The 19,000-nt window shown below is 72.8% G+C and carries 20 protein-coding genes; 10 read left to right on the top strand and 10 right to left on the bottom strand.

What is annotated here, in order from left to right; genetic code table 11:
• Window positions 1-8 precede the first annotated feature (8 nt).
• Complete coding sequence (locus tag AB0M11_RS21585) at window positions 9-803, bottom strand: methyltransferase domain-containing protein (protein ID WP_365707771.1); 795 nt, start codon at window positions 801-803, stop codon at window positions 9-11.
• A gap of 316 nt (window positions 804-1,119) precedes the next feature.
• On the opposite strand from AB0M11_RS21585, the gene corA reads away from it, so the two are divergent.
• Window positions 1,120-2,247 carry a magnesium/cobalt transporter CorA gene (corA, locus tag AB0M11_RS21580; RefSeq protein ID WP_365707769.1) on the top strand — a complete coding sequence of 376 codons (1,128 nt, stop codon included), beginning with the start codon at window positions 1,120-1,122 and terminating at the stop codon, window positions 2,245-2,247.
• A gap of 11 nt (window positions 2,248-2,258) precedes the next feature.
• Here corA and AB0M11_RS21575 read toward each other — a convergent pair whose 3' ends face one another.
• Entirely contained in the window at window positions 2,259-2,891 is a 633-nt protein-coding gene (locus AB0M11_RS21575) for a uridine kinase (protein WP_365707767.1), read from the bottom strand.
• An 83-nt stretch (window positions 2,892-2,974) separates the two neighbouring features.
• Here AB0M11_RS21575 and AB0M11_RS21570 point away from each other — a divergent pair, with 83 nt between their 5' ends.
• From AB0M11_RS21570 to AB0M11_RS21560, 3 genes are all read left to right on the top strand, one after another.
• Complete coding sequence (locus tag AB0M11_RS21570) at window positions 2,975-3,676, top strand: DUF2293 domain-containing protein (protein WP_365707765.1); 702 nt, start codon at window positions 2,975-2,977, stop codon at window positions 3,674-3,676.
• Between the two features lie 235 nt (window positions 3,677-3,911).
• Window positions 3,912-4,391, top strand: a complete 480-nt coding sequence (locus AB0M11_RS21565; RefSeq protein ID WP_365707835.1) for an anthrone oxygenase family protein — start codon at window positions 3,912-3,914, stop codon at window positions 4,389-4,391.
• A 216-nt stretch (window positions 4,392-4,607) separates the two neighbouring features.
• The gene (locus AB0M11_RS21560; RefSeq protein ID WP_365707763.1) at window positions 4,608-6,095 is read left to right on the top strand and encodes a glutamate synthase subunit beta; all 1,488 of its coding nucleotides are present in this window, start codon (window positions 4,608-4,610) and stop codon (window positions 6,093-6,095) included.
• A gap of 126 nt (window positions 6,096-6,221) precedes the next feature.
• Here the strand turns inward: AB0M11_RS21560 and AB0M11_RS21555 are convergent, their stop codons facing one another.
• Together AB0M11_RS21555 and AB0M11_RS21550 are read right to left on the bottom strand one after the other, a co-directional pair.
• Window positions 6,222-6,497: a DUF397 domain-containing protein gene (locus AB0M11_RS21555; protein WP_089100964.1), complete on the bottom strand. Its 276-nt coding sequence runs from the start codon at window positions 6,495-6,497 to the stop codon at window positions 6,222-6,224.
• Complete coding sequence (locus AB0M11_RS21550; RefSeq protein WP_365707761.1) at window positions 6,498-7,358, bottom strand: helix-turn-helix transcriptional regulator; 861 nt, start codon at window positions 7,356-7,358, stop codon at window positions 6,498-6,500.
• A gap of 364 nt (window positions 7,359-7,722) precedes the next feature.
• Between AB0M11_RS21550 and AB0M11_RS21545 the strand changes: the two genes are divergently transcribed.
• The 3 genes from AB0M11_RS21545 to AB0M11_RS21535 all read left to right on the top strand — a co-directional run bounded on the left by AB0M11_RS21545 (window position 7,723) and on the right by AB0M11_RS21535 (window position 11,210).
• On the top strand, window positions 7,723-8,430 hold the full coding sequence (locus tag AB0M11_RS21545; protein ID WP_365707759.1) for an ATP-binding protein: 708 nt from the start codon (window positions 7,723-7,725) through the stop codon (window positions 8,428-8,430).
• Window positions 8,427-8,870, top strand: coding sequence for a hypothetical protein (locus AB0M11_RS21540; RefSeq protein ID WP_365707757.1), 444 nt, complete (start codon window positions 8,427-8,429; stop codon window positions 8,868-8,870). The genes AB0M11_RS21545 and AB0M11_RS21540 overlap by 4 nt, the downstream gene beginning before the upstream one ends.
• Before the next feature lie 402 nt (window positions 8,871-9,272).
• Window positions 9,273-11,210 (top strand): ABC transporter ATP-binding protein, encoded by a 1,938-nt coding sequence (locus AB0M11_RS21535; RefSeq protein WP_365707833.1) that lies wholly within the window; start codon window positions 9,273-9,275, stop codon window positions 11,208-11,210.
• Between the two features lie 63 nt (window positions 11,211-11,273).
• Here the strand turns inward: AB0M11_RS21535 and AB0M11_RS21530 are convergent, their stop codons facing one another.
• The 3 genes from AB0M11_RS21530 to AB0M11_RS21520 all read right to left on the bottom strand — a co-directional run bounded on the left by AB0M11_RS21530 (window position 11,274) and on the right by AB0M11_RS21520 (window position 14,250).
• Window positions 11,274-11,453, bottom strand: coding sequence for a hypothetical protein (locus tag AB0M11_RS21530; protein WP_181808251.1), 180 nt, complete (start codon window positions 11,451-11,453; stop codon window positions 11,274-11,276).
• A 154-nt stretch (window positions 11,454-11,607) separates the two neighbouring features.
• Window positions 11,608-12,282, bottom strand: a complete 675-nt coding sequence (locus tag AB0M11_RS21525) for a DUF899 domain-containing protein (RefSeq protein WP_365707755.1) — start codon at window positions 12,280-12,282, stop codon at window positions 11,608-11,610.
• A gap of 111 nt (window positions 12,283-12,393) precedes the next feature.
• Window positions 12,394-14,250: an FUSC family protein gene (locus AB0M11_RS21520; protein WP_365707753.1), complete on the bottom strand. Its 1,857-nt coding sequence runs from the start codon at window positions 14,248-14,250 to the stop codon at window positions 12,394-12,396.
• 253 nt (window positions 14,251-14,503) lie between these two features.
• On the opposite strand from AB0M11_RS21520, the gene AB0M11_RS21515 reads away from it, so the two are divergent.
• Window positions 14,504-14,917 (top strand): RidA family protein, encoded by a 414-nt coding sequence (locus AB0M11_RS21515; RefSeq protein ID WP_365707751.1) that lies wholly within the window; start codon window positions 14,504-14,506, stop codon window positions 14,915-14,917.
• A complete protein-coding gene (locus AB0M11_RS21510) occupies window positions 14,914-15,366 on the top strand; it encodes a GNAT family N-acetyltransferase (RefSeq protein ID WP_365707749.1) in 453 nt (150 codons plus the stop codon). Before AB0M11_RS21515 ends, AB0M11_RS21510 begins: the two co-directional genes overlap by 4 nt.
• Window positions 15,367-15,371: 5 nt before the next feature.
• Here AB0M11_RS21510 and AB0M11_RS21505 read toward each other — a convergent pair whose 3' ends face one another.
• The 3 genes from AB0M11_RS21505 to AB0M11_RS21495 all read right to left on the bottom strand — a co-directional run bounded on the left by AB0M11_RS21505 (window position 15,372) and on the right by AB0M11_RS21495 (window position 18,092).
• A complete protein-coding gene (locus AB0M11_RS21505) occupies window positions 15,372-15,812 on the bottom strand; it encodes a GPR1/FUN34/YaaH family transporter (protein ID WP_365707747.1) in 441 nt (146 codons plus the stop codon).
• A 61-nt stretch (window positions 15,813-15,873) separates the two neighbouring features.
• The gene (locus tag AB0M11_RS21500) at window positions 15,874-16,602 is read right to left on the bottom strand and encodes an aspartate/glutamate racemase family protein (RefSeq protein WP_365707745.1); all 729 of its coding nucleotides are present in this window, start codon (window positions 16,600-16,602) and stop codon (window positions 15,874-15,876) included.
• Between the two features lie 5 nt (window positions 16,603-16,607).
• Window positions 16,608-18,092 (bottom strand): NCS1 family nucleobase:cation symporter-1, encoded by a 1,485-nt coding sequence (locus AB0M11_RS21495; protein WP_365707743.1) that lies wholly within the window; start codon window positions 18,090-18,092, stop codon window positions 16,608-16,610.
• A gap of 138 nt (window positions 18,093-18,230) precedes the next feature.
• Between AB0M11_RS21495 and AB0M11_RS21490 the strand changes: the two genes are divergently transcribed.
• A complete protein-coding gene (locus AB0M11_RS21490; RefSeq protein ID WP_365707741.1) occupies window positions 18,231-18,962 on the top strand; it encodes a GntR family transcriptional regulator in 732 nt (243 codons plus the stop codon).
• Window positions 18,963-19,000 lie beyond the last annotated feature (38 nt).

Raw genomic sequence — 19,000 nt, 5'->3', positions numbered from 1 at the left:
CGGCGGGGCTACGGCTTGCGGCCCCACGCCGAGATCATCGGGGCCGTGGCGAGGTCCATGCCGCCCGTCGCGACATTGGCCAGGTGCTGGTCGATCTCCGCGTCGGTGGCCAGGCCGGCGGTGACGAGCCGGTCCCGGATCTGCCGGACGGTGGCGGTCTCCAGAGCGGTGCAGGCGGGCGAGGCGACGGGGAAGTAGGCATCGGCCTCGACCTGGCTCAGCCCGGCCTCGCGGAGCAGCCGGGGGAGCTTGCGGCCGTAGGAGAGGTCGGCGCCGCGTTCGGCGAGGAGCCTGCGGAAGCCCCGGCGCAGCCGGTTCGCGAGCTGCTGTTCGGGGCCGTACTCGTCAGGGGAGGTGAGGGGCTGGAGGGCGGGGTCGGCGTCCTCGATCAGCAGTCGTCCGCCGGGGCGCAGCGCCTTGATCATGGAGCGCAACGCCCGTTCCCGGTCCGGCACATGGACCAGGACCAGCCGGGCGTGTACCAGGTCGAAGTCCTCGCCCGGCGGCTCCTCGGCACCGACGTCGTGGGTGCGGACCTCGACCTGCGCCCGGGCGGCCGCGGCGAGCAGCGAGGTGTCGATGTCCGTGGCGACGACCCTGCCGGTCGGCCCGACCTTGTCGGCCAGCCAGGACACCACGGAGGTGCCGCCGGCTCCGACTTCCCAACAGCGCCAGCCGGGTTCGAGACCAAGGGCCTCAAGATGGCGGAACGTGGTCGGGTCGAAGAGGGCCGCGAAGGCGTCGAAGCGCTGTGCGGCCTCGCTCTGGCGGTTGTCGAGGAGATATCCGTCAGCCTGTGTCATGAACCGATGATCCCAGTTGCCCGGCTTGTCCGTGCGCCGCCTCCCGCAGAGGCGAGCACGCCCTCGGCGGGGACGGGGAACTCCGGCTTCGGACCCGACCGCTGCCTCGGACTACGGACCCGACCCCGGACTCCGGCCGTGGGGGACGGCTCGGTGCCGACCGGCGGCGTCAGGGCCGGGCATCAAGTTGTCCACAGGCGGGAACCTGGCGGAATTCGCCGTTCCCACAGGCTTACCCGCGTCTCACACCGGGCTGGCAGACTTGCCGGGCAGGGCGGGAAGCGTTGCGCGAGTGGATCCACGCAAGGAGATCCGGATGACGATGGCAGGGAATCTGCGGAAGGTCACGGGGCTGGGCAGGTCCGGCGGCCTGCGCAGGGTGGCGCGACTGGCCCGGCGGCTGCCCCGCGTCGACCTGAACCATCACGCGCGCTCCCCGCTGGGCTCCTCGGTGGTCAACTGCGTGACGTACGAGGACGGGGCGCGGGTCCCGGAGTGCAGCGACCTGTACTCCGCCGTCGAACGGGTGCGCAAGAAGGGCGAGGGGTTCGTCTGGCTGGGGCTGCACGAGCCGACGGACACGGAGTTCGCGGGCATCGCCGAACTGTTCGACCTGCATCCGCTGGCCGTGGAGGACGCGGTCGAGGCACATCAGCGTCCGAAGGTGGAGCGGTACGGCGAGACGCTGTTCGCGGTGTTCAAGACCGTCTGCTACGTGGAGCACGAGAAGCTGACGGCCACCAGTGAGGTGGTCGACACCGGCGAGATCATGGTCTTCGTCGGCGAGGACTTCGTGATCACGGTGCGGCACGGCCGGCACAGTTCGCTGGGGCCGCTGCGCGAGGAGCTCGAGGCCGCGCCGGACCAGCTCGCCAAGGGGCCGGCGGCGGTGCTGCACGCCATCGCCGACCACGTGGTCGACGACTACCTGAACGTCACGGACGCGGTGCAGGGCGACATCGACCAGGTCGAGGCGGACGTGTTCGCGGAGAACGGCGCGCGGGCGGACCCCGGCCGGATCTACCAGATGAAGCGTGAACTCCTGGAGCTGAAGCGGGCGGTGGTGCCGCTGAGCAGGCCGATGGAGGAGTTGACCACCCGGCCGATACGGGTGATCGCCCCGGAGATACAGGCCTACTTCAGGGATGTGCTCGACCATCTGATGCGCGCGAAGGAGCAGATCGCGGCGTTCGACGAGTTGCTCAACTCCATCCTCCAGGCCCACCTGGCACAGGTGACGGTCGCGCAGAACGAGGACATGCGGAAGATCACGGCCTGGGCCGCGGTGATCGCCGTGCCGACGATGGTGTGCGGCGTGTACGGCATGAACTTCGATCACATGCCGGAGCTGCACTGGCGGTTCGGCTATCCGCTCGTCATCGGCGTCATATCCGTGGCGTGTCTGGCGCTGTACCGGGGCTTCAGGCGGAACGGCTGGCTCTGAGCGGGCCGCCCTCAGCCGCTCCACGCCGGATGCCGCGGGTCGTCGGCGCGGACCAGGACGTCGGCCGTGCCGGCGGGGTCGGTCTCGGCCGCGTAGCGCTCGAACGCGGGGAGGGTCCAGTGGTCGGCCTCGGGGGTACGGCGGCGCAGCGCGCCGGGGGTCAGCAGGAGGTGGATCGTCAGGTCGAACGGGAACCAGTGCCGCAGCAGAAGCGGCCCGTGCAGCAACAGCAGGGCGCCGGGCGGGAGTTGCACATAGGGGCTGCGGGTGGCGCGGTCGGTGGCGGGATCCCACAGATCGGGCAGGACGCGGCCGGGCCCGCCGAGGTCGAGGGGGCCGAAGACCTCGCGCCACAGGGCGTTGGTGTCGAACCAGCCGCCGTAGTACGACTCCGCGTCCCGGCGCCCGTGTTCCAGGCGCAGCGAGGCGGGGCGCAGGAAGCCCTCGGTGCCCACGACGAGCGACGGCCGGCCCCGTACGCGCAGCGCCTCACCGACACGCTCCGCGAGGTCGCCGGGCCGGGCGGCCGGGGCACCGTCGAAGGCTACGCGCGGCCAGGCGCTTCCGTCGGCGGGCTGCAGTCCGGCCAGCCGCTCGGCGAGGCGTTCGGCGAGCCGGTCCCAGGTGATCGCTTCGAGTCGCACAGGATCATGATGCCGGGTCGGCGGTCCCGGCCGGGCGGGGCGTGGTGGTGAGATCACTCCCCGGAGAGGGGAAAGTACCGCATATGACGCGCCTGGCAACTCCCCCTCACCACGGCGGACTTCTCGTCGTGCAACCGCTGCGGCACAAGCGGTGCGCGGCGTGCCGGCGCGGGCCGTTGTCGCTGCTGGTGGTGGAGGACGGGGTGCCGCGGTGCCTGGGGTGCGCCGATCTGGGGCATCTGGTGTTCCTGCCGCGCGGGGACGCGGCACTGACCCGGCGGTCGCGGGAGGAGAGCACGCTGTCGGCGGTGGTGGTGCGGTTCAACCGGCGCAAGAGCCGCTACGAGCGGCAGGGTGTCCTGGTGGAGGAGGCCGCGCTGGCACGGGCCGAGGCACGGTGCCTGGCCGACGCCGAGGCGCGGCGGCGGCGCCGGGCGCGGGACGCCAGGCGCCGGGCGGCCGAGGACGTGCGGTTCACGGAGGCGTTCGCGGCGGAGATCCTGCGTCTGTTCCCGGGCTGTCCGGCGGAGCGGGCCGGGGCGATCGCGGCGCACGCGTCGGTGCGGGGCAGCGGGCGGGTCGGGCGGACGGCGGCCGGGCGGGCCCTGTCGGAGGGGGCGGTGGTCTCGGCGGTGGTGGCGGGGGTCCGGCACGTGGACACGCCGTACGACCACCTGTTGATGAGCGGGGTGCCGCGGTACGAGGCGCGGCGGCGGATCGCACGGACGGTGGAGGCGGTGCTGCGGGAGTGGGAGGCCGGGGTGGAGATCCGCTTGACCGGGTGACCGGGGGGGCAGGGGGCAAGGTGACCGGGCGACCGGGGGGCAGGGCGGGTGGCGAGGCGGCGCGATCCGGCAGGACGCGCGCGGCTTCGGCGCGGACGGCAGCCCGCGAGGGGCAGTGCGGTCGGATGGGTACGTGGACGGGCTGCGCAAGCAGGGAAGGGGGACTCATGGGCACAGGCATGGGCAAGGGCATGGGTGGCGGAGGTGTCACGGGGCGAGAGTGGGTGTGGTGGTCGTGATCGACGGGCCGTACTACGTGCTGGTTCTGCTGGGAGTGCTGGGGACCGGACTGGTGGCGGGTGTGTTCTGCGGGTTCTCGGCCTTCGTGATGCGCGGGCTGGCCTCGCTGCCGCCGGCGCAGGGCGTCGCCGCGATGAACGCGATCAACCGGGCGGCCCTGACCCCGGCGTTCATGCTGGTGTTCGCGGGATCGGCGGTGCTCTGCGCGATGATCGCGGTGGTGACGTTCGTGGTGTGGCCGGACGAGGGGAAGGTGGAGCTGCTGCTGGGCAGCGGGCTGTACCTGTTCGGTTCCTTCGGGCTGACCGCGGTGGCGAACGTGCCCCGCAACGAGGCGCTGGCCAGACTGGAGCCGGGCACCCCGGAGGCCGTCTCCTACTGGCCTGTGTACGTGCGGGAGTGGACGCTCTGGAACCACGCGCGCACCATCGCGTCAGCCGTGGCGGCGGCCGTCTACGTCCTGGCCCTGTCCTGAGCGAGCCGTGGGAGAGGACCGCCCCCCGGCCGGCCCGGATCGTCCCCGGATCCTGACTGGACCCTGACTGGATCCCCGCTGGCTCCCCCCTGAAGAAGTCCCGCCGGAAAGCGCTGTCAGCCACCCTGCGGGTCTCACCGAGGGGACGTATCGTGGCCGGAAGAGTGCCGCCCGGCGACACACGGCCTGAGGCGACCGCACGCGAGGAAGACGACCATGGCCGATCCCAAGGGGTTCATGACCACGCCGCGCGAGGAATGGCCGCGGCGGCCCGTCGAGGAGCGGGTCCGGGACTGGGACGAGGTGTACGTCCCCGGGGCCCTGCTGCCGATCATCAGCAGACAGGCGGACCGCTGCATGGACTGCGGGGTGCCGTTCTGCCATGACGCGTGTCCGCTGGGCAACCTGATCCCCGAGTGGAACGACCTGGTGTCGCGGGAGGACTGGCGGGCGGCCGGCGACCGGCTGCACGCGACGAACAACTTCCCCGAGTTCACCGGACGGCTGTGCCCGGCGCCGTGCGAGGCGGGGTGTGTGCTCGCGATCAACCAGCCCGCCGTCACGATCAAGAACGTCGAGTGCGCCATAGCGGACCGGGCCTGGGCGGAGGGGTTCGCCTCGCCGCGGCCGCCGGAGCGGCTGTCCGGGCGGACCGTGGCGGTGATCGGTTCCGGGCCGACCGGGCTGGCGGCGGCGCAGCAGCTGACCCGGGCCGGGCACACGGTCGCCGTGTACGAGAAGGACGACCGGCTCGGCGGGCTGATGCGGTACGGCATCCCCGAGTTCAAGATGGAGAAGCACCACCTGGAACGGCGACTGGGCCAGATGCGGGCCGAGGGGACGAAGTTCCGTACGTCGGTGGCCGTCGGGCGGGACCTGCGGGCGACGGAGCTGCGGACCCGGTACGACGCGGTGGTGATCGCGACCGGGGCGACGGCGTGGCGGGAACTCTCGGTACCGGGCCGGGAGTTGGACGGGATACACCAGGCGATGGAGTATCTGCCGCTGGCCAACCGGGTGTGCGAGGGAGATCTGGCCGAGTCGCCGATGTCGGCGGCCGGGAAGCACGTGGTGATCGTGGGCGGCGGTGACACGGGGGCGGACTGCCTGGGGACGGCGGTTCGGCAGCGGGCCGCGTCGGTGACCCAGTTGGACATCTACGCGCAGCCGGCCACGGAGCGGGACGAGGACATCGAGCCGTGGCCGACGTATCCGAAGATCTACCGGCTGTCGGCGGCGCACGAGGAGGCGCGGGACCTGGAGACGGCGCCCTCGGCGGACGCGGACGCGCGGCTGTTCGCGGCGTCGACGCTTCGCTTCACGGGCGACGGACGCGGGCATGTGCGGTCGCTGCACCTGGTGGAGGTGGACACGGCTCGGCTGCCGGTGCCGGGGACCGGGCGGACGCTCCCCGCCGACCTGGTGCTGCTCGCGCTCGGTTTCTCCGGACCCGACCGCCAGGACGGCCTCCTCGACCAACTGGGGGTGGTGACGGAGCCGCGCGGCACCATCTCGCGGGACGCGGGGTTCGCCACGAACGTGCCCGGCGTGTTCGCCGCCGGGGACGCGGCACGGGGGCAGTCGCTGATCGTGTGGGCGATCGCGGAGGGGCGGGCGGTGGCGGCGGCCGTCGACCGCTATCTGACCGGGAGTTCGCGACTGCCGTGGCCGATATCGCCGCACGACCGGCCGATGACGGTGTAGGGCACAGGCCCCGCGGGACCCTGGGTCAGGGGGGAGGCCCGGCGGGCCTCCCCACGCTTCGGCACCATGACAAAAAGGTGAGCAACGAGAAAGGTACGGAAGAGGACAGAAGAGAATCAGGCAGGGTCAGGAGAGCAGGAAGTCGGCCTCCCCTGCCTTGGCCCCCTCGATGAAGGCCGTCATCTCGTCCGTGGTGTAGATCAGCGCCGGCCCGTCCGGGTCGGTCGACTGGCGGACGGCGATCCGGCCGTCGGCCAGCTTCATCGCCTCCAGGCAGTTGCCTCCGTTGCCGCCGCTCCACGGCTTGTGCCAGCCCTCGCTGCCCAGTTCGCGGGCGGGCATGCCGTTGTAGATCCGCTCGGTGCGGTTCCGCGGCCCGGACTGGGGCTTTATGCGATCCATTCACAGCTCCTTGCGGAGATCCCGGAGGATCTCCTTCGTGCGTTGTGCCGTAGCGGCCTGCGCCGCCATGCGGTCCATGACCTCGAGGTGGGTCGCCACCTCGGTGCGCGCGTCCAGGTAGACGGCGCCGGTCAGGTACTCGCTGTAGACCATGTCCGGCAGTTCGGGCATGGCGAATCGGAACAGCACGAAGGGCCCGTACGTCCCCGGGTGCGGCCCGCCGGCGAACGGGGCGACCTGGAGCGTCACATTGGGCAGCTTCGTGACGTCGAGCAGTCGGTCGATCTGCGCACGCATCACCTCCGGACCGCCGACCGGGCGGCGCAGGGCGGTCTCGTCCATCACCGCCCAGAAGCGGGGGGCATCGTTACGGGTGAGCAGGTCCTGGCGCCGCATGCGCAGGGCGACGTGGCGCTCGATCTCCTCCGGCTCGGTCTGGCCGATGGCTCCCGACTTCAGCACCCCGCGCGCGTAGTCCTCGGTCTGCAGCAGGCCGGGCACGAAGTGCGGCTCGTAGGAGCGGATCAGGCTCGCCGCCCCCTCCAGGCTGACGTACATGGAGAACCAGCTCGGCAGGATGTCGTGGAACCGCTGCCACCAGCCGGGCTTGTTGGCGTCCTCGGCGAGCCGGACGAAGAGCTCCGCCTCGTCGTCGGCCACCCCGTAGGCCTTCAGGAGCAGTTGGAGGTAGGGGATCTTGAGGGCGACCTCGGCCATCTCCATACGGCGGACGGTGGCGGGCGCCACGCGGAGCACGCGGGCGGCCTCCTCGCGCTTGAGTCCCGCGCGTTCCCGCAGGTCGAGGAGGCGCCGACCGAGGACCACCTGGCCCACCGTCGGCGCGGACCGCGGCTCGCTCACGCCCCACCTCCACGAAGTTCCCTGGCCGGCCGCGCCCGTCGGGCTCGCCGGCGTGCTGGCCGACAGGCGCATACAGGTGTCGCCCGGCATGCCGACAGCCCAGCGGCGCCATGTGAAGACTCATGCGGGCATCTGACGGAATGACCGCGACGACCAGGAGGACCGAACTGCCCGAACAGCCGGAACAGAACCCGTTCGGTGACATCGGTCGCATGGGCCGGATCGGTCCGCCGGATCCTCACTGATCCCAACTGGCGCCGCTCGACATGCTGTTGCGAGCAGTGTGCCACGGCCCTTCACCGCGTCACACAGCACTCTGCATTTTTCAGAGTGACACTTGCCAAGTGTTCACGGCGGGGCGATAGTGGCAAGCGTGATTCCGTCCGCGCCCTTAGGAACAGACGCCGCCGCAGACCGTCTTGGTCTCGGTGCCGATGGGGGTCCTCCCGTGCGCACTCGTTCGAGCGTGGGAGAGGCAGTCGACCCTGCCGAGGTCACTGCCGTGCGCCGGTTCCGGTTCGAGCTTGCCGCTCATCCGGGTTCCCCCGCCCAGGCGCGACGTCTGGTGCGTGCCCGGCTGACCGGCTGGTCGGTCTGCGCGGACACCTGCGACACCGCCGCTCTGGTCATATCCGAGCTGGTCACCAACGCGATCGTGCACACCGCGAGCAGTCGCGTCGTGTGCGAACTGCGCGACCACGACGACACGGTGCGCATCGCCGTGCACGACGAGGGCTGTTCGCCCGACGAGCCCCACCCGTCCCCGCAGCGCCCCGAGGAGGAGCACGGGAGGGGGTTGCTCCTCGTCGACGCGCTGTGCCTGGCCTGGGGGGCCCAGGAGCACGGGCCAGGACTGCTGGTCTGGGCGGAACTGCCGCGCCGGGCCGAGGCCGCCCCGGACACCGCCGAGCCACGCGCCGACCTGGGCTGGGGCCCTCGTCCCGCTCCCGGTCCCTCGCGCGGCTCGTCGCACGGACCGGCGCACACTCCGGCGCACCCACCGGCGCCCGCCTCCGGCGCGGAGGGGCGGGCCGCGACGCTGGGGTCGATACCCCGGCGGAGGCAGCCGTGACCGGCGTGCCCGGTGCAGGCCAGTCACTGGGCCTCGACACCCTGGTCCGCCTGAAGCGGATCCGGCGGTCGCCCACCCCGGGCGGCACCGGCGGGCACGGGTCGTTTCCTGTGCCCGAGGGCATGACGGCACCGCTCGGCTGCGACGCCGTGGCCGTACCGGCACGACTCGGGCCGCTGGTCGGGCCGCGGCTGCCGCGGGTGGGATGCGTGTTCGCCGACGGCACGCACTGGTGGTGGATCGTGCCGTCGGACTCGGACGACGCCCTCACCTGGCCCGCCCCGGCCCACTACGGTCCGGGCGCCCCGCTGCCCGGCACCGCGCGCCTCATCCACCGCCCCGACGGCACGCTGCCGTACACCCCGCCGATACCGCTGTACCTCGCCCTGTGCCGGGTGACGGGGACGACACCGGAGTGGTCCCGTCCGTTGACCGCGTGACGCCGCGCGGCGTCGGCCGACCCGCCGGAAGACCGAGCGGCCCGGACCGGACGTGATCGGCCGGCCCCGTGAGCCGGCCCCTGACACCGGACGGCGGCCGCCAACACCCCGGCCGTCGGACCCTCCTGGACGGCCACCCGACGAGCCTGGAGACTCCCGCCGGACGCCCGTGTACGCCGGCGGACTGCCCCCGGGCGGTCCCGGTCGTACCCCTCACGCACTCCCCCGCGCCCCGCGAGCCTCGTCGCGCGCCCTGCCCGGTGGCGGCTCCGGCCGCGATAGTGGCCGTTCGTCCACGGAACGGCCCCGGGGAGGATCGCGGTGAGGAAGAGGCGGGACACGGCGGCGCCCGAGGTGTCGGAGTCGGAGTACCTGCTGTTCGGCGGGCCGCTCCGCTACGACATGGGCTGGAACCAGCACCGGGACGCCTTCCTGGAGCTGGACTTCCGCGCCATGATGACCCGGCTGCCCGGCATGCTCGCCTCCAGCCTGCGGCTGGCCCGGCAGGCGGACGCCTCGGCCGCGCGGATCGTGCTGGCCGCGCAGGTGGGCGTCGGAGTGGCCCAGGCGGTGAGCCTGCTCGCCGTGAACAGCGTGCTGGGCCGGCTGATCGGCACCGGCACCATCGAGGAACGGCTGCGCAGCTGCGCCCCCGCCCTGGTGGCCATGGCCGCCGTCCTGTTCCTGGCCGCCCTGCTGCGCGCGGCCTCCACCTACGCCACCGGCCGCCTGGAGCCCAAGGTCGAGCGGGTGGCGACCGAGCTGTACCTGGAGCGGGCCGCGGCCGTCGAGCTCGCCGCGATCGAGGACCACGCCTTCCACAAGCTGCTGGACACCGCGCAGTACGGCGCTTCCTCGGCCCGCCGCATGATCATGTACGGCACCCGGGTGGTGAACGCGATGATCTCGCTGATCACCGCGGCCGGCGTGCTGACCGTGCTGCACCCGGCCCTGCTCCCGCTGCTGATCACGATGACGATCCCGAGCGCCTGGGGCGCCCTCACCAACGCCCGGCGCCGCTACGAGTCGTTCCACACCTGGGTGCAGCACGCCCGCGCCGGGCACCTGATCAGCGCCCTGCTCACCGAGCCGGAGGCGGCGCCGGAGATCCGGGTGCACGGGGTCGGCCCGTTCCTGCTGCGGCACTACCGGGCGATGTCGGAGACCGCGGAGGCGGAACAGGCCCGGCTGGCCCGGCTCGCGGCCCGCACCGGCCTGATCGCCGCGGCCTGGACCGGCCTCGCCACCGTCGCCACGTACGCGACACTGGGCGGGCTGCTGCTGAGCGGCGCGATGGCCCTGTCGGTGGCCGGTACGGCGGTGATCGCGATCCGAAGCGGCTCGGCGAGCCTCAACACGCTCGTGCTGGAGATCAACACCCTGCACGAGGAGGCGCTGTTCGTGGGCGACCTGGAGCGGCTGTACGTGGAGGCGGCCGAACGCGCGATCCCGGTCGGCGGCGACCCGCTCCCGGACGACCCCCAGGAGATCCGCTTCGAGAACGTCACCTTCGCCTACCCGAGCGACCACGCGGGTGACCATCCGGGCGACCACGCGGGCGACCACGGGGGTGACCATCCGGGCGGCCGTCCGGGTGCCGTCGCCCGGCGTCCCGCCCTGGACGACGTCACGCTCACCCTCCCCCTCGGCCGGATCGTCGCCCTGGTCGGCGAGAACGGTTCCGGCAAGACCACCCTGGTCAAGCTGCTGGCCGGGCTGTACCAACCGGACCGCGGCCGCATCCTGTGGGACGGCGTCGACGCGGCGCGGGCCGACCGGCACCGGCTCGCCGAACGCATCGCCATGGTCGCCCAGGACTTCAAGCGCTGGCCGTTCACGGCCAAGGTCAACGTGGCCGTCGGCCGCTCGTCGGCGCCGCTCACCGACGAACGGCTGGCCGCGTCGGTCACGGAGGCGGGCGCCCAGGAGGTGATCGACGACCTGCCGCGCGGCCTGGACACCCTGCTGGCCCGGAACTTCAGCGGCGGGCACGAGCTGTCCGGCGGGCAGTGGCAGCGGCTGGGCATCGCGCGGGCCGCCTACCGGCGCGGTCACATCCTGATCGTGGACGAGCCGACGGCCGCCCTGGACGCGCGGGCCGAACTGGAGGTCTTCGAGAAGATCCGCGCGCTGGCGGGCAACGGGCAGACCGTCGTACTGATCACCCACCGGCTGGCGTCGGTCCGCCACGCCGACCTGGTGCACGTGCTCGACCAGGGCCGGGTGGTGGAGTCGGGCACCCCCGAGGAGCTCCTGGCCAGCGGCGGGGTCTACGCGGAGCTGTACGCGCTCCAGGCGGAACAGTTCACGGCGAAGCTGCCGGTCCGGAAGGCGGGCTAGCCGTCAGCGCTCCGCAGCGGCGCGGGCCGGGCCGGCCCGCGGTCGCCGCGGCCGACGGAGCGCTCAGCTCTCGACACCGCCGGTGCCGCGCACGATGACCAGGAACGTGTCCGTGGCCAGGTCCATCACGACCTCGGCGGGCAGCCCTTCCAGCCGCCGAGCCTGCGCGAACTCCTCCGCAGGCCATGATCCTCGCGGTCCGCCTGCGGGAAAGCGTTCGAGCACGGTTCGCCCGTTCACCATCCTGCACCTCCAGAAAAGCGTCGTACTCGTAGGAGTTAACGCTCCGGAGAACGCGAAAGGCTCGCCCGGTGACACTACTGAGACATAGCCGACACCACGTCGGGGCGGACGGTGAGGGTCCGTTGACTTTCGGCCACTTCCGTGACCGGCTGTCTCAGTCCTCGTACTCGTCGTGACAGCGGAAGCGGTCACTGCCCTCCGGCGCCCGGCCGAGCGCCGTCAGGTCGAGCAGGGAGATGGTCGCACCGATGCCGTCGAGGCCGCCGTCGTACACCGAATAGGTGTGGAAGACCCGGTCGTGCTCCCGCAGGAAGCAGCTGAGCCCGGGGCGCTCCACCGGTTCGTCGTCCACGAGGATGGTCGCCTCGAAGTCGCGGTTGAAGTCGCGGCCGAGGTCGAGGTCGTGGTCGAGGTCGCTGTGGCGGGACGAGTACCAGGGCACCGTCCAGCCCATCCGCGCCTTGAACGGCAGGATCCTGGTGAACGGTGCCCGGGAGACCACCGCGAACGAGGTGCGGCGCGCCCGCAGGTGGGCGAGGTGGCCGATCTGGTCCAGGAAGGCGGCGCAGCCGGGGCAGCCGGCCTCCCACTCGGGGGCGAACATGTAGTGGTGGACGACGAGTTGGGGCCGCCCGTCGAAGAGGTCCAGGAGAGTCGCCTTGCCGTCGCCGCCCTCGAAGACGTACTCGGCGTCCACCTCGACCATGGGCAGCCGGCGCCGCTCGGCGCTGAGCGCGTCCCGCGCCCGCCTGAGTGCCTCCTCCTGGCGCAGCAACTCCGCGCGCGCGGCACGCCACCGCTCACGCGAGACGATCTCCGGAAGCGACATGGGCCCTCCTGGACGACGGTCGGTTCCGGGTGGTGACCGCGGGACGGCGGAGAACTCATCGGCGCGGCCGAAGATTTTTTCCGATCCCGGCCGCCGAGGCGCCGCACCGTGTCACGCGGCGACCGGCATCCGGGGCACCACCAGCCCGAGCCGCTGCCCGTCCCGTTCCAGCTCGGCGGCCAGGGCTTCGAGTTGCCGGGACTGCCGGGCGGTGAGCCGCCCCGTCTCGTCGAGGTGCACGGCGCACGCCGTGGTGGTGTCCACGAGCCGTTCGAGCACGGCGGCCACCGCGTCCGTGCCCTCGGTGTGCCGCGCGAGGGCGGGGAGTTCGGCGGCGGCGAGGGCGACGGCGGTGCGGGCCTCGGCGAGGGTGCGGTAGGCCTCCCGGCGCAGGGCCCAGCGTTCGGCGCGGTCGCCGGACTCGCTGAGGACGTGGTCGAGATAGGCATGGGCGGCCCGCCCGGCCGCCGCGAGCCGGGCCCGTACCCCGCCGCCCCGCCGCCCCGCCATCGGCAGGTGGCCGACGACCAGCACCAGCGCGCAGGCCAGCAGGGTCTCGCCGATCCGGCTGACGGAGGCCTGCGGTTCGCCGCCGACCATGACCAGGGCGAGCACGAGGACGGTGACGACGGCGGTCTGGGCCCCGAAGTGCCGGGTGGACACGGGGATGACCGCCCCGCAGACGGCGACCAGCGCGATGAGTCCCTCGGGCCGGGGCAGTACGGCGGCGAAGCCCGCGAAGAGGAGGGCGCCGAGCACGGTGCCGGCGGCCCGGCACAGCACCCGGGAGACGAGCGGCCCGAGGTCGGGCTTGACCAGGAAGACGGCCGTGGCGGGCAGCCAGTACCAATGCTGGTGCTCGCCGTACCAGCGGGCGTGGTGCAGGGCCTGGGCGATGGCGGCGCTGGCCCCGAAGCAGAGGGCGACCCGCAGTCCGTACTCGCGTCCGCCGCTGCCGAGTGCGGCTCGCAGGATCTCCGCGGGGCCGCGGCGCCGGGCGGGCGGCCGCTGCTCCCCTCCCCCGGCCCGGTCGAAGGACTCGGCGGCGCGCAGCAGGGCGTCGTCGAGGGCGCGCAGCGCGGGCCCGGAGCGGGAGGGCGCGGGCACCGGGCCGGTGCGGCCGTTGTCCCGCACGGCGGCGGCGAGCCGCCGGGGCCCCTCGGCCGCCCGCGCGGAGATCGGCTCCCCGGCCCAGGCGAGGGCGGTGGCCGCCTCGGCGAGGGGCAGGGCGGCGGCGTACTGCGCGTGCAGCCGGCGTTCGGCGGCGGAGCTGGCGTACCGCCGCAGCCGGGGCCCGGTGAGCGCGTCCTGGGCGTGGTCGAGCGCGGCGGTGAGGGCGACGCGCCTGCCGCCGGCGGCCTCGCCACCCACCGCGTCGAGCAGGTCGGCGACGGCGTCGTACACGGCGGCGACGGCGTCCCGCTCACCGTCGAACCGGAAGTCACCGGCGATCGCGCCGGGCGTGGGCAGGGCGAGGCGGAGCACGACCAGCCACCCGGCGCCCGCGAGGAAGGCCAGCGCCCGCTGCCAGCCCGCCTCGGCGACCGGCATCCCGGCGCCGATGGCGGCGGCGACCAGCAGCTGGGTCCCGGCTCCGGAGGCCACGGGCCCGACGGCGCTCATGCCGCCGGCGACCAGGCCGAGCCCGGTGAGCAGCAGGGTGAGGGGCACGGCGGCGAGGTGCTCACCGCCATACGTCCCGGTGAGCAGCCCCACTGCCCCGGCGGCCGCGGGCGCCCCGAGCCGTCGTACGGCGGACCGGCGGCTGCCCGGCCGGTCGTTGATCCCGGCGAGCATGGCGGCGATGGCGGCGACGACACCCAGGGAGGTGCGGTGCAGCAGGACCGCGGCGAGCAGCAACGGCCCGGCGGCCAGCGCCCCTCTCGTCACCGCGCTCCAGGACACCGGCCCGCGCTGGGCACGCAGGGCGTGGGCGAGCCAGGGCGGCAGGGCGGTACGACGGGACACGGGGCTCCTGTCCGGACGAGGGCGGGGGTGTGCCTTCGGGCGACGGTGGCCGGGCTGTCGGGTGATGCGTCCACGGTAGACGGTGTTCCGGTACGGAAAGACGCTTTCGTGTTTCGCGGCGGTGACGAGTACACCGTGGAGCCGCGTTCTTTATGAACGCAATTTCGTACGGGGAGGAGGAAATTGAGATGCGGGGGGCGGGCGCGGGCGCGGATGATCGGCGGGTTGCCCGCCGCCGACCCCAGGAGCCCCCGTGATCCAGCGTGTCACCGCCCCGGCGCTCTTCCCGCCGCCCGGCTACTCCCACGCCTGTGTGGTCGAGGCCGGCGCGAGGCTCGCCTTCCTCGCCGGTTCGGTGCCGCTGGACGACGCGGGGCGGCTCGTCGGGGAGGGGGATCCGCCGCGGCAGGCCGAGCAGGTGATCGCGAATCTGCGGGAGCAACTGCGTGCGGTGGGCAGTGACCTGGAGCATGTGCTGGCGACCGACGTGTACGTCGTGAGCAGTGAGCCCGCGGTGCTGTCCAGTGTGTGGGAGGTCGTCGAGGCCTCCGGGCTCAGCGCCGGGCCGCACGCGTCGACGCTGGTCGGGGTGGCCTGCCTGGGCTACACCGGACAGCTGGTGGAGATCACGGCCACGGCCGTCGTCCCCGAGGGGGCGCGGGTATGAACGCCGAGGTCGTCCTGCGCCGCGCCGGCGGGGCGGACGCCGCCGGGGTCGCCGACGTCTGGCTGCGGTCGTTCGGCGCCGCTCTGCCCACCGTCGTCCGGCCGCGCTCGGACGACGAGGTGCGCGCGTACGTCCGGGACGTGGTGGTGCCGGCGCGGGAGACCTGGGTCGCGGAGGCCGGCGGCCGGGTCGTGGGCATGATGGTGCTCGCGGGTGAGCTGTTGTCGCAGCTGTACCTGGACCCCGAGTGGCGTGGCCGCGGGATCGGTGACCGGTTCGTCGCGCTGGCCAAGGAACGCTCCCCGCGGGGGCTGACGCTCTGGACCTTCCAGGTGAACAAGCCCGCCCACCGCTTCTACGAGCGGCACGGCTTCGTCGCTGTCGAGCACACGGACGGAAGCGGGAACGAGGAGCGGGAGCCGGATGTGCGGTACGTGTGGCGGCCCTGAGCCGGTTACGCGTGGACGCCGGCGAACGGGCCGCCGCGGTGACCGCGGTGGGGTCGCAGGTGGTCACCGATGTTCGGGAAGACCGGCAGGACGGCCCGGTGCCAGGTGGAGTTGGCGACACCGGCGAACGAGGCGTACCAGGCGCACGCGGCCGTGACCAGGCCGAGCCAGCCACCGGCCCTGATGGTGCCCGGTGACTGCGCGAACGCGCCGACGCACAGCACGATGAATGTGGCCGACAGGGTGACCAGCACCGCCAGGAGGGCTCCTGTGGTGCGGGTCGCAGCGACGGTCATGTAGACCGTGAAGATCGCGAAGGTCAGCAGGAACAGGCCGGTCGCCTGGTGCGCGGTGGCGGCGGGCAGTGCGGGCGCGACAAGCCGGGCGTAGCCGGAATGTGAGACCGTGCCGACGCCACCGAGGACACGGCGTGCCGCGTGTCCCACGGGGTCCGTGTTCCCGGAGCCACCGGCCCCATGCCCGACGCCCCCACCCCGAGCGCTCGCACTACGGCCGCCCGGGTGCGGCCCCCCACGTCCGTCGCTTCGTCAGCGGCTTCCGGTAGCTGCCCGCCCGGCTGGTCGTGAGCCCCAGCGCCACCAGCGACTCGGCCAGCTTCACGGCCGCGCCGACCCCGTCGACCACCGGAACCCCGAGCTTCTCCCCCACCGCCCGCTGCAGGCCCGTCATCCCGGCGCAGCCGAGGACCAGCACCTCGGCGCCGGCGTCCCGGACCCGCTCGGCCGCCGCGACGAACGCGGCTTCCGTGCGCCCGGGGTCGGCGGCGAGGTCGAGGACGCCGAGTCCGGTACCGGCGACGGCGACGCAGTTGCGGGCGACCCCGGCGGTCTCCAGGCTGTCCTCGATCTGCCCGCGCGACCGGTCCAGGGTGGTGACGACGCCGTAGCGGCGGCCCAGGAGGCATGCCAGGTGGGCCGCGGCCTCCGTGATGTCGACGACGGGCACGTCCACCAGCTCCCGCACGCCCTCCCGCCCGTGCTCTCCGAAGCCGGCCAGGACCACCGCGTCGTACGGCGGCCCGCCGTACGACCGCAGCGCGTCCAGGACCGCCGCCGCGGACAGGTAGCTGTCCAGCCAGCCCTCCGCCGACTCGGGGCCCCAGTCGGGGGTCAGCCCCGTCACGGCGGTGCCCGGGCCTGCGGCGGCCCGGGCACCTCGTACGATCTCCTCGGTCATCTCCTGCGTGGTGTTGCAGTTGGTGACGACGATCCGCACGTCTTTCAGACCTCCTCGGCGGCGGGGACGGGGGCGGCGGTGGCGGGGGCCGGCGCGCGGTCACCGCGGCACAGCGCCAGGTACAGGCCCGCGGCCAGGGCCGTGCCGATGAACCAGGAGTACGGTGCCACGTCGCTGAACGTCTTCACCAGCGCAAGCACGGCCGCGACCGCCGCCGAGGGCAGGAACGCCCACAGGGCCTTCGGGTTGACGCCCTTGCGGTAGTGGTACGGGGAGCCGGGGGCCGCGTTGAAGAGCTGCTGGACGTCCACCTTTCCGCGCTTGATCGCGTAGTAGTCGACCATGATCACACCGAACAGCGGGCCCAGGAAGGCGCCGAGTCCGCCGAGGAAGTAGTTGACGACGGTGGGGTTGGAGAAGAGGTTCCAGGGGGTGACGACCAGCGCGGCGACCGTGCTGATCATGCCGCCGACCCGGAAGCTGATCTTCTGGGGCCAGACGTTGGCCAGGTCGTACGCCGGTGAGACGAAGTTGGCGACGATGTTGACGCCCATGGTGGCGACCGCGAAGGTCAGGGCCGCGACGACCAGGACCCAGGTGCTGCCGACCTTCGCGACCAGTTCGGCCGGGTCGGTGATGGCCTGGCCGAAGACCTCCAGGGAACCGGCCGTGACGATCACGGAGACGACCACGAAGGCCGTGGAGTTGACCGGCAGACCCCAGAAGTTGCCGCGGCGCACCGTGCGGTAGTCGGGCGCGAAGCGGGAGAAGTCGCAGAAGTTGAGCATCAGGGTGCCGTAGGTGGCGAGGATCAGGCCGATCGCGCCGAACCACTGCCGCCACTGCTCGCCGGTGGAGACCGGGTGCGGGGTGGACGTGAGCGAGATGGTCCAGTGCGCCTTGGCCAGGATCCAGACGGCCAGGGCGATCATGACCAGCCAGATCGCCGGGCCGCAGAAGTCCTGGAACCTGCGGATCGTCTCCATGCCCCGGCTGATGATCGCCGCCTGGATCAGCCAGAGCGAGACGAAGGAGATCCAGCCGAGCGTGTCCAGGCCGAGGAAGGAGCTCTCGGTGAGCGACTTCAGGCCCGGCCAGGCCGCCAGCAGCATCACGTTGACGGCGACGGACGCCAGGTAGGTCTGGATGCCGTACCACATGATGGCGATCACGGCCCGGATGAGGGCCGGGATGTTGGCGCCCCACACGCCGAAGCTGATGCGGCTGACCACCGGGAACGGCACGCCGTGGCGCTGGCCGATCCGGCCCATCCAGTTCATGCCGACGTAGATGAGCACGAAACCGGCGAGGAGCGAGGTGAAGACCTGCCAGACGTTCATGCCGAGGACCAGCAGTCCGGCGGCGAAGGTGTAGTTGCCGAGGTTGTGGACGTCGGACATCCACATGGCGAAGAGGTCGAAGACCTTCCAGTTCCGCTTTTCGGCGGGGGCGAGGTCTTCGTTGGTGAGCCGTGGGTCGGGGGCGAACACGGTTGCGCCGGTGGCTTCGGCGCGGTCGGCGAGGGACACGGGGCCTCCAGGGAACCAACCGGTGTACCAGCTTTTGGTATACCAAAGTGCGGTCATCGTGCTCCCGCCAAACACGCCGACCGATGTCCGTCCCGTTACGGCTCCGTAAAAGCCCCCCGGGTCGGCGAAAATGACCTCATGGGCTCCCCCACCACGAAGATCGAACCCCTGGGCGCGGTGCGCGAGCGCGTCCTCGCCACCCTGCGGCAGGACATCATCGCCGGACGCCTGGGCCCGGGTGACCGGCTGGTGGAACGGGAGCTCGCCGAGCGGTTCGGGGTCTCCCGGGTGCCGGTCCGGGAGGCGATCCGGGCCCTGGTCGCCGAGGGCTTCGTGCTCTTCGAGTCGGCCCGCCGTACGGTCGTGCGCCGGCTGACCCCGACCGACGTCAAGGAACTCTTCGAGCTGCGCGAGGCGTTGGAGGTGTACGCGGCCGGGCTGGCGGCGGCACGGGCGACACCGCAGGCGCTGGCCGAGCTGCGGGAGCTGCTCGACAGGGCGGCCACGGCGACCGGGGCCGGCGACGCCGAGACCATCACCGACGTCAACACCCGTTTCCACGACCGGATCCTGGCCCTGGCCGGCAACAGCCTGCTCATCTCGGTCATGGAACCGGTCGACGGCCGGCTGCGCTGGCTCACCCGGCGCAACGAGGAGTGGCCCCAGCTCCTCACCGAGCACCGCGAGTTGTACGACGCGATCGCCTCCGGCGACCCGGACCGCGCCCGCGCCCGCGCACTCGGCCACGTCCAGGCCAACTACCGGTCGACGGTGCGGCACCTCTTCGGCGACGAGGCCGGCGCCTTCAGTGAGGAAGCCGACGCCTTCGGCGAGGAAGCCGGTGCCTCCGGCGAGGACGTCGGCGGCTAGCCGCCCATCTCCCTCCCTCTCCCTCCGTGGGACACCGG

It is taken from the genome of Streptomyces sp. NPDC051987 (assembly GCF_040680735.1).
In the GTDB taxonomy this organism is placed as follows: domain Bacteria; phylum Actinomycetota; class Actinomycetes; order Streptomycetales; family Streptomycetaceae; genus Streptomyces.
This window is presented reverse-complemented; position numbering and strand designations above follow the sequence as displayed.